A 17860-nucleotide genomic window follows, 5' to 3' on the forward strand; every position below is an offset into this window, starting at 1 on the left:
AAAGAGATTCTAATTATATAATCTCTTTTTCAATAGAAGGTTACAATTTATTTTCGCGCATTTCTCATTGCTTTTACTTTTGCAACGTTTTCGTCCTGGAGTAATTGCGCATATTCTTCCGTTTCAATTCCGTAAAGTGCAATTTTTCCTTCCTCATTCGCATGAATCCCGAAACCATAGCGTTTGGCAAGCGGAGAAGTTCGCAGACACGGTTGTCCTTTTGAAAAAAAGACGGCTCTTGCTGCTTCGTGTTCTGATGGAGTCAGGTCATTCTTGTCAGCATAAATCCGGAAAATAACATCATCGGAAGTCAGGGTGTAGGGATGTTTGGAAATCAATTCAAACTGTACGGTTGCAACAGTGGATTTCCCGCCTTTCGTTGTAGGGATTTCACTTATTGATACAGGACAATCTTCTGCGGGTTGAATGAGTGTGTTGCTGTAATTGGTTGTATGAATTTTATCGGATGCCATTCTGCTTATATCATTAAAGACGGACTGCTTGTTTATTATTCATTTGTTACTGTTGGTAATAAATCACAAGGACAATAAAAATCAGACGAATATATGAAAAAGAATGCATTTATTCTTTCTTTTCCCTGATTAATCGTTGCATCTGTGGTTTTTGATCGGTATCATCCGCGGGAGAAAACGACCGATCTTCATCCGGTCACCCTTCCAACAATGCAATACCTTCCTCAATCGAAGCAACAAAACCAACTTGTTTACCTTTGTTACATTCATGGATAAAATCCCGGAGGCTTTTGCTACTTGTATATTGAGAAAAATCTCCTGCAATGACCAGCCGCATACGATAATTGGAGAATTTTTGAAGAATTTCTCCTGCCAGACCTGTTTTCAGATCAAAGAAATCCGGAGAAATGCTCTTTTCAGGTACAATGATACCATCAAATCCTTGATAATAACTATTCCCAATCAAATTTGTTGCGTCTTCGATAGAAGCAATGACAACGTGTTCAGATTTTATTTCTGCAATTTGTATGTCTTTTATCTGATGTCGTATATAATCCATTTCCTTTTGATTACAGTTTTCAACTTCCAGTCTTTGTATGTCCCGATTTAATTGTAATTTTGCACTCCAATGGCACAGACTGCTGTAAATATAAAAAATAAACGGGCAAGGTTTGAATATCACTTGCTGGACACTTTCGTTGCCGGAATTCAACTTTCCGGAACGGAGATCAAAAGTATTCGCCGCAACAAAGCGAGTATCCTGGAAGCCTATTGCATTTTCAGTAAAGGAGAAATGTGGGTGCGTAACATGCACATCACGGAATATGAAAACGGAAGTTTTTATAACCATTCTCCCCGATCCGACCGGAAATTACTGCTCAATCGTAAGGAAATCAATAAGATTGAAAAGTTTCTCAAAGACAAAGGAAATACAGTCATTCCGCTGAAAGTGTTTATATCAGACAAAGGTTGGGCAAAAATGGAAATTGCACTGGCGCAAGGGAAAAAATTACACGATAAGCGTCACGACCTGAAAGAAAAAGACGACAAGCGGGACATGGATCGTGCAATGAAAAGTTTCAAATAATGGGAAAAATCATTGCGATTGATTTTGGCTTGAAGCGTACCGGATTGGCCATCACCGACGAATTGCAAATCATTGCAACAGGACTGGAAACTGTTGAATCCAAACAATTGATGAATTACCTCATTGCCTTGTTTCAAAAAGAAAAAATTGAAAAAATTGTTCTTGGGGAACCAAAGCGAATGGATGGAAGTGATGCGCACATTACCCAAAATGTCTATTTACTCAAGGAAGCATTGGAAAAACAATTTCCAGGAACTCCTGTTATTCTTCACGATGAGCGCTTTACCTCAAAGATGGCAGTGGAAGCAATGATTGCCGGGGGAATGAAGAAAAAACAGCGTCAGGATAAAGCCATGATCGACAAAATCAGTGCTACGATCATCCTGCAATCCTACATGGCGGGAGAGTAACCGGTCTTTATTGCTTAGGCCCACTATTTTTTCCTGTTTACCATCTGTTTGATTGTTAATCAATAACACCATTTTGAGTCAACATCCTTTCCGGTGATTCACGGATTGCTTGTGAATGTCCGTATCTTTTAAATATCTTTGTCGCGCTATAAGGTTTCCGTTAACCGGAATTAATAGGGAATCGTGTGAAAATCACGAACTGTTCCCGCAACTGTAAGTAACAAAAAAAGTTTATCCATATAGCCACTGTTTGCCGACCGGCGAATGGGAAGGAGGATAAATGTTACAAGTCAGGAGACCTGCCTTTTAGCAGATATGTAGCTTTCGGCGAAAAAGTGAATTACTTCCATTGGTAGCTTCTCCGACTAATTGTCGTTGTTTTCTTTTTTGCTTTTTATTCAATTTTTTTAATCAGTAGAAATGAGAAAAACATTCCTTTCTTTACTGCTCATTGCGGGCAGCATCACCTCGTTTACACAAACAACCTACAAACTTGAACTCATCGCAGAAGGAAATTTCGGACAAACCAACGGAGACGTATTTGTTCGGAACACAACTGTGACACCTGCACAAAATTCAGGACCATTGTACCAATCAGTGAACGCCGTACCCGGCTTAAATGTGCTGCAGGATTTCAAAGTCGCAGGAAGCAAAGCGATCATGGTGGATAAACCAACAGGGCAGAGCACGGTGTATGTGTTAAATTATCCTTCCATGGAAGTGGTACAAGTGTTACCAACAGGCAATAACGGAGGACAAACAATTGGTGTGGCAAGTCCGACAAAAGCATATGTCAGTTTTGGAAGCCCGGGAGGTGTAAAGTTGCTGGATCTGACAAATCACACACTTACCCAGGTGACGGATCCGAACACTGATCTCAGTTCTTATTCCAATGGGATGGTTCATGCAAGAGGATACATGTACGTACAGATTTCCAGTAAAATTGTTAAAATCGACACGTTGACCAATACGGTTGTCGGAACAATCTTACCGGGCGTCGGAACCATTTCAGGACTGGTAGTGGATGACGCACAGGAACAATTGTGGGTAATGGGTGGATCCAACTTAAAATCAATTGACTTGTTGGACAATGAAACGGTGAGCACAGCGATTGCAATGCCTGTTGCCGGAAAACATATGCGTTATTACGATCAGAAAATTTACTTCTGGTCCTCCAAAAAAATGTACATCTACGACATTGCTCAGGGTATTGTTCCGACAACTGAAGTGTACACTTCTTCATTAGCCGGCTCTTGGGATTTCGGATATGGAAGAGGTTTTGACATCGATCAGAATACCGGAGATTTTGTGATCACATCGGCAAGTGGATTTACCGGTCCGTCAGCATTTGAGGTGGTAGACGGTACAACATTCGAAGTGATTGAATCTTCTTCCATAACCGGATGTATCGGAGCAAATAACTGCCGGTTGTTTACCTATCATTCCACACCGGAATTACCTGTTCCTGATATAGCCTTATTGCCTGTGGTTGAAGAAGAATGTTCCGTTGAGTTGACCGCACCAACGGCGGATAATGGTACGATTACCGGAACGACAACTGATCCTGTTACTTATGCAGCGCAGGGAACATACACGGTTGTATGGACTTTTACCAACAATATGGGAAGTGTTACACAGGAACAAACTGTTGTGATCAATGATGTAACAGCTCCGGAGCTTGATACAATAGCCGGAAGTTCAATTACCTGTTCCGAAACCGTTGATGCTCCGGTGGCAATGGACAATTGTGAGGGAGAAATTACCGGAACGACAACAGATGCGGTTAGTTTCGATACTTCAGGAACATACAGTATCAACTGGACGTTCGACGATGGTAACGGAAACAGCGTTACAAAGCAGCAGGAAGTAATCGTAACATGCAGTGATCTGAGTGTAGGAACAAAAACGATCATAATCAATAGTGTTTTCCCGGTTCCGGCTGACCAGACAATCACAATTGTATTGAGTGAGCAGGTCACAGGAGAAATTGTTATCACAGATGTGCAAGGGAATACGATCCTGGTACAAGAAACAAACGGAATGAAAAATACGATTGATACCTCTTCATTTGTTGCGGGAATCTATTTCCTTTCAGTAAATGGGGAAATGATACGTTTTAACGTAATGCATTAACACAGGAATAATAGATAAACAAGCGGCGTTTCATGATTGAAACGCCGTTTTTTATTTTTTGAATTGATTCAGAAAGTGTGCATCACAAGGAGAGAAGAATGAATGCTGTTGATTGAAAATACATTTGTTTATTCGTTTGAGCAATCTTTACGTTCAGCGTTTAATTAATTATGAATTATCAATGTTCAATTATGAGTTGTCAAGACTTTGTAACAAGAAATCTACGGCCAACATTTGATCATTCATAATTGATAATTAAACACGCTCCACTTTCCATTTTCAACTATTCACTTTCCACCAACTCACTGCGTCACCAGCTCCATTTCCTCGACCAAATGTCCGGCTCCTGAATAAATATCCATGACCCACAGTACATAGCGAATGTCTACGACAATATTTCTGCAACGCGACGGGTCGAACATATAATCACTCATCGTACTTTCCCATGAACGGTCAAAATTCAGTCCCATCAGATTTCCATTCGCATCAATCACCGGTGATCCGGAATTTCCTCCTGTTGTATGGTTGGACCCCGTGAAGCATACCCACAATTCACCATTTTGAGCATAATTTCCGTATTCCTTCTTCTTGTGTAAGTCAAACATTCGTGGCAGCAGCTCAAAATCAGGATTTCCCGTGTAGTATTTGTCAATGATTCCGTCCAGTGTCGTATATTCCAGGTATTGAACACCGTCCTGTGGCTTTGATCCTTCCAGTTTCCCGTAGGTAATACGCAGCGTACTATTGGCATCTGCCCAATGCTTTTGATCCGGAAATAGCTCGAGTTTTCCTTTTACGTATACTTTTAGTAAATCCGCCATTTTAGCATCGTAAGCTTCATAGTTTGCGTAATGATTATTAATAAAATCGTTGAATAACAGACTGTAATGGCTGTATCCGGGGTCTTTTTCCAGGTTTTTGACGGATTTTGCTGTAAACTTTTTGATAAACGCGATGTACCTGTCTTTGTCTGTCAGGAATGACTTACTAAAAATAGCAGCCGAATTGTAACCGTTTATTGGATTGTTGATCTTACTTGTCGACGGGCACGAGATGTAATTGTTGTAAGCTGCAGTTTGCAATTCAAATACTTTTTTATCAACGGAAGCATCGTAGTTTTTGAAAAATCCTTCAGCGCCGTCGATCAATCGTTTTTTGACTGTTTCGAGGGCTGTAGGATTGGATTCCGCTGTTTTTTTCAATTGGTCAACTCCTCTTGCCAGCCGCAGAAATTCCGAACCGGTGAAAAAATACTCAATCAGCATGGAATAACGGAATTCATAATCAGCCGATGATGCCACCAATTGATTCATATCATTGACAACCGTCCCGTATTCATTTTTCCAGGAATCTTTACTCAACGCGCGGTTGTTATATTCCTGTTCCCGTTCTTTTTTCACCGTTACGGCATCCATTCGTCTCAATCCGTCAATTTGCCCGATCCATTTTTTGTAAGCGTTGGCAATACTTGCCTGTTTTGACGCGTATTTAATCCGCACTTCGTCCGATTGGCGCATCGCCTGGTCAATCACGCTCAACGACAATTCCCGCATGTGAATACGTGCCGGACGCTCCTTCTCAATAATGAATTTCAGGTAATCGGAAACGACGTGTTGCTCTGTTTCTCCCGGGAAACCGTAAACCATTGTAAAATCTCCTGCCTTTCGGTCATTAAACGCAATTTTTAAGTGGTGTAAAGGTTTGTAGGGAACATTGGATGTGTTGTATTCAGCCGGTTTATTATCTGTTCCGGCATAGATACGGAAGACCGAAAAATCTCCTGTGTGACGCGGCCATACCCAGTTGTCCGTATCTCCTCCGAATTTTCCGATGGAGTTGGGTGGCGTTCCTACCAAACGGACATCTTTGAATGTTTCTTTGACAATCATGTAAAATTCATTCCCCTGATTGAATGGCTTGATTTCTGCTTCGTAGTGGTTGCCGTTCATGGCTTCTTTGATCAGCGCTTGTGTATTTTTTGTCAGAATTTCCTGCAACTTTGCCGGATCGGTAACTCCTGCGGTTCCCAAGAGCACTTCTTTGGTTACATCCTGGATGCGTACCATGCGCGAAGCTGTCAACCCTTTATTGGGAAGCTCTTCCGATTTGTTTTTGGCCCAGAAACCATATTTCAGGTAATCGTTTTCCAGAGAAGAATGTGACTGGATCTGGGAATAACCACAGTGGTGATTGGTCAGTAATAATCCTTGATTGGAAACCAATTCTGCTGTGCATCCACCACCAAAATGAATAATCGCATCTTTCAGACTGGATTTATTTACACTGTAAATTTCTTCTGCGGTCAATTTCATTCCGAACGACTGCATGTCCGATTCAAACGCTTTGATCAGCGCAGGAATTAACATCCCCTCTTCTGCAGAAACGTTTAAAATAGTGAGTGTAAGCGTAAAGCCTAAGATGAATTTTTTCATGATAATTTAAAACTTGATTGCGCCAAAAATAATGAAAATGATCGGAAGAGAAAAGCAACATACATAACGTTGCTTTTTTTAGCAGGCATTCCAATTATAAAATAATTTTAGATGATTACAGGTACTGTATAGCGTACATAAGTGAAACGGAGTTGTTGTTAGAAATTTACCTTGATATTGGAGTGAATTGATAATCCTCTCTTGATCGTTTTATTTTGAATTGCGTTTTAGCGCCTTTGCGAGCAAATGAATGCTTAATGCGCCTTCTGATTTTTCATGGTTTTATTGTTTAGTACTTATACTTCTTTGATGATTTGTTTGAAAAATGCCTCGCCAAGCCGCCAAGTCGCAAAGGAATTGTAGCGATTTGAATTGCGTCTTAGCGTCTTTGCGAGCAAATGAATGCTTAGTGCGTCTTCTGATTTTTCAAGGTTTTATTAGTTAACAACTCATTTTCTTCAGATGAATCTTTCATTACCTTCCGCTCTTCTCTATCCAATTATTACTATATTTAGCCCTAAACAAAACACGAGTATAATGACACGATTTTTTGTATGTATTTCATTTTTAGTTTTTTCACTGATTACCCACATTTCTTATGCACAAACCGCTCGCTATGAGTTAAGAATAGAAAATCCTGCCAATCATTATTTTCAGGTTGATTTCTTTTTGAGCGATTATAAAACAGACGAAATTGAAGTCAAAATGCCGGTATGGGCACCCGGATCTTACCTGGTACGCGAATTTTCGAAAAACCTCAATGCAGTCCGTGCGTACGACGAGTCAGGAAAACAACTGGAGGTAATAAAAAAAACAAAGAATGCATGGGTTGTAAAACGGGGAAAGGCAAAAACAGTAAAAATTAGTTATGAAGTATACGCCTTCGAATTGACTGTGAGAACGAGTTTTTTAGATCAAACCCATGGATTTGTCAGCGGGACGGGGGTGTTTATGTACACAGAAGAAACAAAAAACAAGCAGGGAAGGTTAAAAATTATTCCGCACGCGTCTTTTTCAAAAATTACAACAGCATTACCATTGGCAGGAGAAGGTGTTGTTGGTGACGGTGGAGCAAAGGAATTTGCGTTTTCAACTTACGATTATCTGGTCGATTGTCCCATTGAAATCGGCAATCATGAAGAGTTTACATTTACAGCAGCCGGTATTCCACATACAGTTGCGATGTACGGTTGGGGAAATTATGACATTCCGACATTAAAAAAAGACATGGCGAAGATTGTCGAAGCAGCAACGGAAATTTTCGGACAGAATCCCAATAAGAATTATACGTTCATTATTCACAATGTGACGGATTCCCAGGGAGGATTGGAACATATTAATTCAACAACCTTATCGATCAACAGGTATTCCTACACCGGAGGAAGTTATTTGGGGTTCCTTTCGCTGGTTGCTCACGAATATTTTCACCTCTGGAATGTAAAACGCATCCGCCCGTTTGAATTGGGCCCGTTTAATTACGATCAAGAAGTTTATACTTCATTGCTGTGGGTAATGGAAGGGTTTACATCCTATTACGATGAATTGATTTTACTACGGGCGGGATTCTATGATAAAAATCAATACCTGAACAAACTGTTGGGAACGATCAACTATGTTGAAGGAACACCGGGAGCACGCGTTCAACCGGTTGCACATGCAAGCTTTGATGCGTGGATCAAGTCCTATCGCCCGAATGAAAACAGTAACAACACAACGATTTCTTACTATTCTAAAGGAGGAGTTATTGCGGCGTTGTTAGATGCCATGATCATCAAAAAGTTTGATGGAAAAAAATGCCTGGATCATTTCCTGAGAGAATTGTATACGAAATACTTCGAAAAGTTACAGAGAGGATTCACCGATAACGAATTTCAACAGGAAGTAGCTGCTTTTTTAGGGGAAGATATGACAGGATTCTTTAACGATTACATCTACGGAACAAAAATTCCGGATTACAATGCCATTTTTGGGAAAGTTGGAGTAAATGTAGATTATACAGGAGTTGCTGCTCCTTCATTTGGTGCAGTCCTGGGGCAATCGGGAAAATCGGTGACAATTCGTTCTGTGAGGAGTGGTTCCGCTGCGGAGAATGCAGGATTGAGTCCCAATGATGAAATCATCGGATGCAATGGAATCCGTGTGAACCAAAGCGATTTTGAAACTTTGGTGAACAGCCTGAACAGTGGAGAATCAGTCAATCTGCTCATAGCAAGAGATGATGTGTTATTGGAAATTAAACTAACAATTTCTGATTACGAACGTCCGAAGTTTAACTTCGCTGCGGGAAGTGGTACCAGGGAAGTGAAGTTGAGAGATTATTGGTTGAGAACAGTGCTTTGATGACAGAGATATGGCAATTGAACGATTTATAAATATATTGATCATTGACGATGATGCCCGGCTGGCGTCAGGGTTAAAAGAAATTCTGACAGGATCCGGAAATAACGTGCTGGTCGTCAACGATCACTATGAAGCATTGCCGATTGTCAGAAAACGGGAAATAGGAATTATCCTGATTAACCTGGACAGTGAGTCATTCTCAGGAATGGAGATTTTACAGGAATTAAAAAATGAAAGCATTACCCCCAACACCTATAAGCTACTCATTACGCAAAGTACAACCTCGGCAGCGAAAATGGTTCGGGGATTAAACAATGGCGCTGTTGACTTTATCACAGCACCGTTTAGTCCAAACCTGATCAAAGCGAAGATCGATGTTTACAAATCGTTGTTTCACAAAGACCAGCGAATTGTACAATTGCTGAAAAACATCTTCCCGATGAACGTACTGGAAGATTTCAATGTGTACGGAAAATTTTCTCCGAAACGTATTGAAAACGGAGTTGTACTGTTTACAGATTTTGTAGACTTTTCAGCTATTTCAAAAGATATGGATCCGATTCAGTTGCTACGTCAGCTGGAAAAATACTTTACCGTGTTTGATGAAATTATCAACCGGTACCAATTGGAGAAAATTAAAACCATCGGAGATGCGTACATGGCACTGTCCGGTGTGACAGAAAACAAGGCAAACCCTGCAGTCAGAGCGTGTCTGGCAGCATTGGAGATGCAGCAATACATCGAAAACGAAGCGGAGTTATCGCGGGCAATGGGAAGAGGGTTCTGGCAAATCCGGATCGGCATTCACACAGGGCCGTTAGTCGCCGGGATTATCGGAAAGACAAAATTCTCATTCGATGTCTGGGGAGACAGTGTAAACGTTGCGGCCAGAGCGGAGCGGGTAAGTACCCCGGGAAAAATTACCATAACGGATGCCGTTGTTAGTGCGATTATGCCCTATTTCGAAGTGGAATCAAGGGGAGAAATTGATATTCAGAAGAGGGGAGGAAAAGTAGAAATGTTTTACCTCGAAGAAATCAAAGAAGAATACGCATTGAATAAAAACAAGCGGCTTTCCGGATCGGAGTTGCGAAGTATTTGTGACCTCCCGACGATTGATTTCGATAACATGCGCAGTGATATTATTAACAAGTTGAAGGCCTTGTTGCCCGAAGATCTGGTATACCACGATGTGCAGCATACCCTGAATGTCGAAAAGGCTGCTATCCGGTACGCGCGGTTGGAAGGGATTTCTGACCAGGAAATGTATTTGCTCCGGACAGCGGTTTTGTACCACGATGCGGGATTTATTCTGGAATACAAGAACAATGAAGATTTTGCCATTCGGTTGGCACAAAATAACTTGCCTCAATTTGGCTATTCCGATGAACAAATCACTACCATTTGTTCCATCATTGAAGCGACAAAATCTACGGTAACTCCTGTTACATTGCTGGAGCAAATTATGCGGGACGCCGATCACGATTACCTGGGAAGAGCAGATTACAAAGTCATTTCGTCGCGGTTGAGAACCGAACTGGAAGTAATGGCAGGAGAAGTGAAAAATGATGTAGAATGGGTGGAATTTCAACTGAATTACCTTAAAAATAAACACAGGTACTTTACAGAAACAGCCAAAAATATCAGAAGTATCGGAAAAAATGCACGGATCCAGGAATTGACAATGCAACTCAATTTATTAAAACAACAGTCATGAAAATATATACAAAAAAAGGGGACCAGGGAACGACAGGGTTGATCGGGGGAACCCGTATTTTGAAAAGTTCGTTGCGGATTGAAGCGTATGGAACAGTAGACGAACTGAATTCACACATTGGTTTATTGAGGGATTTGGCCGGTCAGGAAGAACTGGTTGACCAACTGTTAGAGATTCAGGATCGTTTGTTTACATTGGGATCACACCTGGCAGCGGATCCGGTAAAATCAAAGATGAAATTGCCGGATATTACCGGTGAAGATGTAGAAAAACTGGAACAATGGATGGATAAAATGGACGAAGAGCTCGAACCAATGCGCTTTTTTGTACTTCCCGGAGGACATCCGACGGTCTCATATTCTCATATTGCCCGGTGTGTATGCCGTCGTGCAGAACGAATCGTGGTGGACTTAAATCAGTCGGAACCGGTGGAGCCCGTTATCATGAAATACCTGAACCGCCTGAGTGACTATATCTTTGTGTTAGGCAGAAAACTGACCAAAGACCTGAAAGCTGATGAAAAACCGTGGATTCCCAGAACATAATCGCATACGAAGTAAACCGGTAAAATTGAAGAGATATGAACGTACGTTTTTTAGTAAGAATGGCTCTGCTGACACTGCTGGGGTACATTCATTTTGGAGCGTCTACTGATCAGACATTTGATATTCAGGTGAAGTTTTCAAATGTCCGGAATACAAACGGAAGAATCCAATTGCAGATTTACAGGAGTCAGGAAGCTTTTGCGGGTGAAAAACCCTGGAAAGTGATCCAGGTTCCGAAAGACGGTTGGAAAGACAAAGGATTTAGTTATAAAGTAACGGGAATCCCGGCGGGAACGTATGGAATTGCTATTTTAGACGATGAAAACAGTAACAAGGAAATGGATTATTCGTTCATGGTTCCCAAAGAAGGATTTGGCTTTTCCAATTACTACCATACAGCGTGGAGTAAACCTAAATTTGACAATTTTAAATTTACATTGAATGAAGATGTCAGTGTAAATATAAAAGTGAGGTATGTGTAAGCAAAACAGGAAGTAATCAAAAAAGAAGAAAAACTTTTTTACACTTCTCTTGCATTTTTTCAAAATAAAATTACTTTTGCGGCTTTAATAGCCACTTTTAAAAGATAAAAATATGTATTGGACATTAGAATTAGCATCGTATTTGGAAGACGCACCTTGGCCGGCGGCAAAGGATGAGTTGATTGATTATGCCATCAGAACGGGAGCTCCTTTGGAGGTGGTTGAAAATTTGCAGGATTTGGAAGACGAAGGTGAAATTTACGAAAGTATCGAAGAAATTTGGCCGGATTATCCGTCAAGAGAAGACTTTCTTTTCAATGAAGATGAATATTAAACAATAAGTAAATCCCTTCCAGTTTCGGAGGGGATTTTTTTTTCAATGAATTTTTTAGGACATATCTATTTTTCAGGCAACGACCCGGAGTTGATGCATTCCAACTTGTTCGGAGACTTTGTCAAAGGAAGTGACCTGAGCTCATTTCACCCCGAAGTGCAGAAAGGAATCCGTCTGCACCGCAAGATAGATGACTACATCGATCACCACCCGGAAGTAAAATTGCTGACAAGACAACTATCTCCTTCGCTCCCCAAAGTAGCGGCAATTGCGGTGGATATTTATTTTGATCACTTTCTGTCAAAACACTGGCATCATTTCCATCCGGAATCACTTGATTCATTTCTGGATAAATTCTATACATACCGCATCAACGAAAAACAGTATCCGAATGAACAGTTTCTGCACATGATCTTCCGTCTGAAAAGAGGGCGATGGATTTCTGGTTATTTGAGTCTGGATGGAGTGGAAGCAGCCTGTTTTGGCGTATCCCGGAGAATATCGTTTCCCAATGCATTAATCAACGGACGCATGGTACTTGAAAACAATTATACTGCTGTTGAAGCAACCTTTTTCATTTACATGAAGGATGCAATTGACTACTTTCGTACAAACTCAGATTAACCCAAAAACCACTTCAGTTCAACCATACCCTCCGTGCCTTAGCGATTAAAAGATACGGTTTGCCATTTAAAATGACAGGTGATCGAATCCCCTACCTGAAAAACTTCTCTACACTACCGTTGGAATAGCGTTTGATAACAACCCCCTTGTAGTATTCATCCACTTCATAACCATACATATTGTATAGTTTAAAATCAGACGACAGTTGCCCATCATTGATATAACCGATTCTCAATACTTCAGTTGTTCCCTCAAAATTCACAGTACTTAACTTATAGTAATTTATTTCCCCTCCGTACGTTCTGTCCGTATAATTATATGTATCACTTGTCCCTGGAGAAACGTTGTCCAGTTCCGTCCAGTTGTAACCATCGTTAGAGCGCTCAATCAGGTAGTGATCGATACCCGTTTCACTCTTTTTATCCACGGACCAGTGCACCAGATTTGCGCCTTTTTTGTTTTGCAGCGAAAAATCCGTCAGTGTAATGTTCAGTGGAGTCCCTAAATTTCCGGTCACACTCCCGTTAGGTGCCCAGTAATCCATTCTGAATGAGGTAGGATTGGCATCCAGAACCGTAAAATTCTCACAGCGTTGCATACATTGCGCGCCAGTCATATTCGTACAGTTGACCTGAAATCCATTGTTAAATACCTGATAAATATTATTTTCACTGGTATTGCTGAGCTGGTAAGCCCCCCCATAGGCATGTCCCGGATTGCTGGAGCTGTAAAAGTAAAGATTGTATGTCAGATTATAGGGCGTATTGTTCATTGATTGAGACTTTACCCGTACAACAAAACCATAGTGAAATCCCCAGCTGTTACATGTTTTCACAATGCCCAGAACTTCAACAGTTACCTGCACATTATTGTTTACAATAACGGTTCCGGCGTAATAAGCAGGAGAATTCTGATCGTATCCGTAAGATACAGATTGCAGAGAAGTAAGAATAAAAATAACGGAACTGACAAATAATGCCTTTACAGTGTGGAGTGGTCGTCCAAATGATTTCATGATAATGGTTAGTATTAAAAATAAGGCGCAAAATTAGCACCTCATTTTTACTTGAAACCTTAAATAAATGTTAAATAAAATCAACGAAAAAAGATGCATTAGCTAAACCTGTTTAGTAACCGTTTTTGATGAAATGTTAAATTTTATTCCACGAACTGCTGAGTAATCAAATGCCTTACAAAACAATCAGGGATCGTGTTTCTACAGCCACATCGTTTTCGATGAGTCTGACGAGATATTGTCCCTTAGGCAGGCTCACCTCATGACTGGAAGTCGCAGTGTTAAGTTGCATGCGTTGAACAAGATTTCCTACCGGAGTATAAAACTCGACACGTGTGTCACCGTTGTTCGCTGTTTCATAGAAAATAACAGTTGCTTTACCACTTTCAGTAGGATTGGGGAACAGCTTAAATACATGGTCTGCTTTCAGCTCAATGCTCTTGATTTCGAGAATACTTACTTTTCCGTCATAATTAACTTCAGATAAGCGATAGTAATGATAGCCGGAATCTTTATTTTCATCGGTGAACGAATAATTGTTTTCCTGGTTGGGTAATCCGGTTGCCTGAACAGTAGAAAGTTGCTTAAAAATTCCGTCACTTCCGGCATGTTCGATCAAGAAGTAGGAGACATCACGTTCATCAGCAGTTACCCAATTCAACAAAATGTCTGTTGCTGCTGTTTCTAATTCGAATGATACAAGTTTCACCGATAACGGAAAAGCACAACTGGTACAATTGGTTACCAGTGTAGCATTTCCTCTTGCGATACTGGACGGATCTGAAGCAGTGGTTCCCTGGCAGATATACAAACCGGCATTGTTTGTGACCGGGTTATTGCCACCGAAAGAACCGGAATAGCTGATACATGCATTTCCGGAAGGGATTGTAACACTGTTCGGGTGGTCATTGTATACACTTCCTGAGTTGAGTGCGGCATTTACCCCCATACACATCTTTGCTCCACTGTTAAACCGCGTTTCTCCGGTTACAGTTATAAGACCATTGTTAATAATCCCATTGCTGTTGACAGTTAAATTGCCGTTGATGGTAAGACTTCCCGAATTATAGATTTTATTGTTATTTTGTAAATTAACAGATCCGTTAATGATCAGCGAACTTCCGGAAGTAATGATGACATCCCCCCCCGGATTGAAACCGTTGATGGAGACAGGACCTCCGCAAATAATCAGAGTACCTCCGTTGTAATAACTGATGGACAAGGTTGTTGCACCTCCACTATAATAGTAGATACCTGAGTTCATGCCAAAAGAGCTGTTGGGACTGATTTGTATCGATCCGCCCGGAAGATTTGAACAGGAAGTGTAAGGTGGATTCGCACATTGCGCAGCTATTCGGAAGGAAAAGGACAACGCCAAAACAGCGAACAGAATGCTGTTTTTTGCCAGTGATTGAAAAATTGTTTTCATGGGATGAAAAATAAAGTGTTACGGTTCTTATGAATATGCTTTGTTGCGGGTGTATTTTAGCCGTTATTTGCCCTTCTTCGCGGCGTTTAGTACACTATATTTTAAGAGCGTAAATAGGGTTGACAGATGTATGTACGACGTTGTTTTAGTAATGGATTTCTTCCGTTGATACATTTAGTCAAAATTCTTCTAAGTTTTTCATTTCTTTCGTTATAGCTGTGTTAAATAATTTGTGTGGGAACCCCAAAAAATGTTAATGAATCAGACAGATCGACTCCCGTAAAAAAGATTCACACAACAATAAAAGTTGCATTAATGGCAAATGATTTCAACTATTTTTTATCTTTGGGCTCGTTTCTGTGTAGAAAACGCGTTTATAGATTGACATGAAGACAGTACAATTTAGAGAGGCTTTGCGTGAAGCAATGTCTGAAGAAATGAGAAGAGACCAACGTGTGTTTCTGATGGGAGAAGAGGTCGCTGAATACAATGGTGCCTATAAAGTTTCTCAGGGAATGTTAGACGAATTTGGTCCGAAAAGAGTAATCGATACTCCGATTGCAGAACTTGGATTTGCAGGGATTGGAGTGGGAGCGTCCATGAACGGATTGCGCCCGATTGTTGAGTTTATGACCTGGAATTTTGCCATTCTTGCAGCTGACCAAATTATCAATAGTGCAGCTAAAATGTTGCAGATGTCCGGAGGACAATATGGTTGTCCCATCGTTTTCCGCGGAGGAAACGGTACCGCAGGACAATTAGCGGCGACGCACTCTCAAAGCTTTGAGTCATTTTACGCACATGTGCCGGGCTTGAAAGTGATCACTCCTTCAACACCTTACGATGCCAAAGGATTACTGAAAGCCGCTATACGTGATAACGACCCGGTTGTTTTCCTGGAATCTGAAAAAATGTATGGAGACAAAGGAGAGATTCCGGAAGGTGAATACATCATTCCGATCGGAGTAGCCGATGTTAAAAGAAAAGGGAAAGACGTAACGATTGTTTCATTTGGAAAAATCATTAAAGTCGCTCATGAAGCTGCGGAAGCATTGGCAAAAGAAGGAATTGAACTTGAAATCATCGACCTGCGTACAGTACGTCCGATTGATTATGCGACAGTTGTAGAATCCGTTAAGAAAACAAACCGTTGTGTGGTGGTGGAAGAATCATGGCCGTTGGCGTCAATTTCCTCGGAGATCGCATACCACCTGCAGCGTTACGCATTTGATCACCTGGACGCACCTGTTTTACGTGTAACACAGACCGATACACCTTTCGCATTTTCACCGACACTGATCGATGAGGCGTTGCCAAACGTTGACCGAATTGTAAAAGCGGTGAAATCCGTATTGTATAGATAATAGTGAATGCTGGATATCGTTCGGTATTCAGCATTTATAATTCATAATTAAGTTGGTATTTAGTAGCATCTTTTTTCTGCTTTATTTCCTGCCAATTTTCTTGTTGGGTTACCATTTTATTGATAAAAAGTATAAAAATTACTGGATTTTAGCGTCCAGTATTTTTTTTTACGCCTGGGGCGCACCGAAATTCATTTTTGTGGTATTGGCAGCAGCCATTGTTGATTATAGCCTGGTAAACAAAATGCATGCGGTCGAAAACCGTACACACAAAAAAAGATGGCTGGTTTTTTCACTATTGTTAAATATCGGGCTACTCGCTTATTTTAAATATGCTAACTTTTTCATTGAAAATGTAAATGCGCTTCTGGAAGCGATGGGAGTGACGACGATTGCATGGACGGAAATCGCACTTCCGATCGGTATTTCCTTTTACATCTTTCAGTCAATCACATATGCCGTTGATGTATATCGCGGTGTCAATCCTCCCGTTAAGAATTTCTCCCTTTATTTATTGTTCATCTTATCGTTCCCCCAAATGATTGCAGGGCCTATTGTGAAATTCAACCACATTGCCCACCAATTGGCCAACCGGGATGAAACGGCAGATGACAGGTTGTTGGGATTTTATCGTTTTTGCATCGGTTTGGGAAAAAAAGTCCTCATTGCAAACGTCCTGGCAGTGTATGCGGATCGGGTGTTGAACGGAGATCTGCACGCAGCATCTTCAGCCGCTGTGTGGATGGGAATTATCGCATATACGTTTCAAATCTATTTTGATTTTTCGGGATATTCCGATATGGCGATCGGACTTGGCAGAATGATCGGGTTTAAATTCCCGGAAAATTTTGATTCACCATACTTATCAGCAACTATTTCTGAATTCTGGCGGCGATGGCACATGACCCTGGGAGGGTTCATGAAAGAATACCTCTACATACCGTTAGGAGGGAGTCGGGGAGTTTCAAAAAATCGTGTGTTGTTAAACCTGGGAATTGTCTTTTTATTATCCGGTTTGTGGCACGGAGCATCGTGGAATTTTATCCTGTGGGGAGCATTTCATGGTTTATTCCTGATCCTGGATCGATTGTTCCTGATCAGGCTGTTGAACAAATTGGGAACAATTGTTTCCGTTGTCGTTACGTTTTTTATTGTTGTGGTTGGCTGGGCAATCTTCAGAATGGAAGATTTCGATGCCATGAAACTGGTGCTTGAAAAAATGTTTTCGTTTGAGGCAGGTACGGCAATTCAACTGTCATTGGAATATTGGGTGGTACTTGCCGTGGCAGTATTTTTTTCCGTTGTCACTGCCTTTCGCTTTGGGAAAATGGCGGAAACGTTCTTTCTTCACCAGGAGACGGCTTCTGTAGCTGCTCACTTTACATTGTTTGTTATCGCAGTCGCACTCCTTATGTTGAGTATTTCAGGTATCGCGGCATCCGGGTTTAATCCGTTTATTTATTATAGATTTTAGG

At 41.0% G+C, this 17860-nt stretch carries 16 protein-coding genes and 1 riboswitch; of the genes, 11 read left to right on the top strand and 5 right to left on the bottom strand.

The genetic code is table 11. From position 1 onward, the window contains the following. Window positions 1–47 precede the first annotated feature (47 nt). Together H9Y05_RS03770 and H9Y05_RS03775 are read right to left on the bottom strand one after the other, a co-directional pair. A complete protein-coding gene (locus tag H9Y05_RS03770; protein ID WP_163491765.1) occupies window positions 48–473 on the bottom strand; it encodes a DUF6157 family protein in 426 nt (141 codons plus the stop codon). A gap of 196 nt (window positions 474–669) precedes the next feature. Then, window positions 670–1032 (bottom strand): DUF4180 domain-containing protein, encoded by a 363-nt coding sequence (locus H9Y05_RS03775; RefSeq protein ID WP_216713554.1) that lies wholly within the window; start codon window positions 1030–1032, stop codon window positions 670–672. 69 nt (window positions 1033–1101) lie between these two features. On the opposite strand from H9Y05_RS03775, the gene smpB reads away from it, so the two are divergent. The 3 genes from smpB to H9Y05_RS03790 all read left to right on the top strand — a co-directional run bounded on the left by smpB (window position 1102) and on the right by H9Y05_RS03790 (window position 4103). Continuing rightward, entirely contained in the window at window positions 1102–1560 is a 459-nt protein-coding gene (gene smpB, locus H9Y05_RS03780) for an SsrA-binding protein SmpB (protein ID WP_163491763.1), read from the top strand. Beyond that, entirely contained in the window at window positions 1560–1970 is a 411-nt protein-coding gene (gene ruvX / locus H9Y05_RS03785; RefSeq protein ID WP_163491762.1) for a Holliday junction resolvase RuvX, read from the top strand. Before smpB ends, ruvX begins: the two co-directional genes overlap by 1 nt. 134 nt (window positions 1971–2104) lie before the next feature. Then, window positions 2105–2291, top strand: a riboswitch (cobalamin riboswitch). A gap of 99 nt (window positions 2292–2390) precedes the next feature. Continuing rightward, complete coding sequence (locus tag H9Y05_RS03790) at window positions 2391–4103, top strand: T9SS type A sorting domain-containing protein (RefSeq protein ID WP_216713555.1); 1713 nt, start codon at window positions 2391–2393, stop codon at window positions 4101–4103. A 302-nt stretch (window positions 4104–4405) separates the two neighbouring features. On the opposite strand, the gene H9Y05_RS03795 is transcribed toward H9Y05_RS03790, so the two are convergent. After that, a complete protein-coding gene (locus H9Y05_RS03795; protein WP_216713556.1) occupies window positions 4406–6535 on the bottom strand; it encodes a S46 family peptidase in 2130 nt (709 codons plus the stop codon). 537 nt (window positions 6536–7072) lie between these two features. Between H9Y05_RS03795 and H9Y05_RS03800 the strand changes: the two genes are divergently transcribed. The 6 genes from H9Y05_RS03800 to H9Y05_RS03825 all read left to right on the top strand — a co-directional run bounded on the left by H9Y05_RS03800 (window position 7073) and on the right by H9Y05_RS03825 (window position 12577). After that, the gene (locus H9Y05_RS03800; protein WP_216713557.1) at window positions 7073–8875 is read left to right on the top strand and encodes a M61 family metallopeptidase; all 1803 of its coding nucleotides are present in this window, start codon (window positions 7073–7075) and stop codon (window positions 8873–8875) included. A gap of 10 nt (window positions 8876–8885) precedes the next feature. Next, on the top strand, window positions 8886–10592 hold the full coding sequence (locus H9Y05_RS03805) for an adenylate/guanylate cyclase domain-containing protein (protein ID WP_216713558.1): 1707 nt from the start codon (window positions 8886–8888) through the stop codon (window positions 10590–10592). Then, window positions 10589–11137: a cob(I)yrinic acid a,c-diamide adenosyltransferase gene (locus tag H9Y05_RS03810; protein ID WP_163490963.1), complete on the top strand. Its 549-nt coding sequence runs from the start codon at window positions 10589–10591 to the stop codon at window positions 11135–11137. Before H9Y05_RS03805 ends, H9Y05_RS03810 begins: the two co-directional genes overlap by 4 nt. Before the next feature lie 35 nt (window positions 11138–11172). After that, the gene (locus H9Y05_RS03815; RefSeq protein ID WP_163490962.1) at window positions 11173–11619 is read left to right on the top strand and encodes a DUF2141 domain-containing protein; all 447 of its coding nucleotides are present in this window, start codon (window positions 11173–11175) and stop codon (window positions 11617–11619) included. 112 nt (window positions 11620–11731) lie between these two features. Then, window positions 11732–11953: a DUF2795 domain-containing protein gene (locus H9Y05_RS03820; protein ID WP_163490961.1), complete on the top strand. Its 222-nt coding sequence runs from the start codon at window positions 11732–11734 to the stop codon at window positions 11951–11953. A gap of 45 nt (window positions 11954–11998) precedes the next feature. Then, complete coding sequence (locus H9Y05_RS03825) at window positions 11999–12577, top strand: acyl carrier protein phosphodiesterase (RefSeq protein ID WP_163490960.1); 579 nt, start codon at window positions 11999–12001, stop codon at window positions 12575–12577. Between the two features lie 91 nt (window positions 12578–12668). On the opposite strand, the gene H9Y05_RS03830 is transcribed toward H9Y05_RS03825, so the two are convergent. Then, complete coding sequence (locus H9Y05_RS03830; RefSeq protein WP_216713559.1) at window positions 12669–13592, bottom strand: hypothetical protein; 924 nt, start codon at window positions 13590–13592, stop codon at window positions 12669–12671. Between the two features lie 175 nt (window positions 13593–13767). After that, a complete protein-coding gene (locus tag H9Y05_RS03835) occupies window positions 13768–15021 on the bottom strand; it encodes a T9SS type A sorting domain-containing protein (protein ID WP_216713560.1) in 1254 nt (417 codons plus the stop codon). A gap of 386 nt (window positions 15022–15407) precedes the next feature. Between H9Y05_RS03835 and H9Y05_RS03840 the strand changes: the two genes are divergently transcribed. Continuing rightward, window positions 15408–16385, top strand: a complete 978-nt coding sequence (locus H9Y05_RS03840) for a pyruvate dehydrogenase complex E1 component subunit beta (RefSeq protein WP_163490957.1) — start codon at window positions 15408–15410, stop codon at window positions 16383–16385. Window positions 16386–16488: 103 nt separating this feature from the next. Beyond that, on the top strand, window positions 16489–17859 hold the full coding sequence (locus H9Y05_RS03845) for an MBOAT family O-acyltransferase (protein WP_235992104.1): 1371 nt from the start codon (window positions 16489–16491) through the stop codon (window positions 17857–17859). Window position 17860: the final 1 nt, after the last annotated feature.

The sequence above is a fragment of the Taishania pollutisoli genome, from assembly GCF_014518315.1.
Classification (GTDB): Bacteria; Bacteroidota; Bacteroidia; order Flavobacteriales_D; family Crocinitomicaceae; genus Taishania; species Taishania pollutisoli.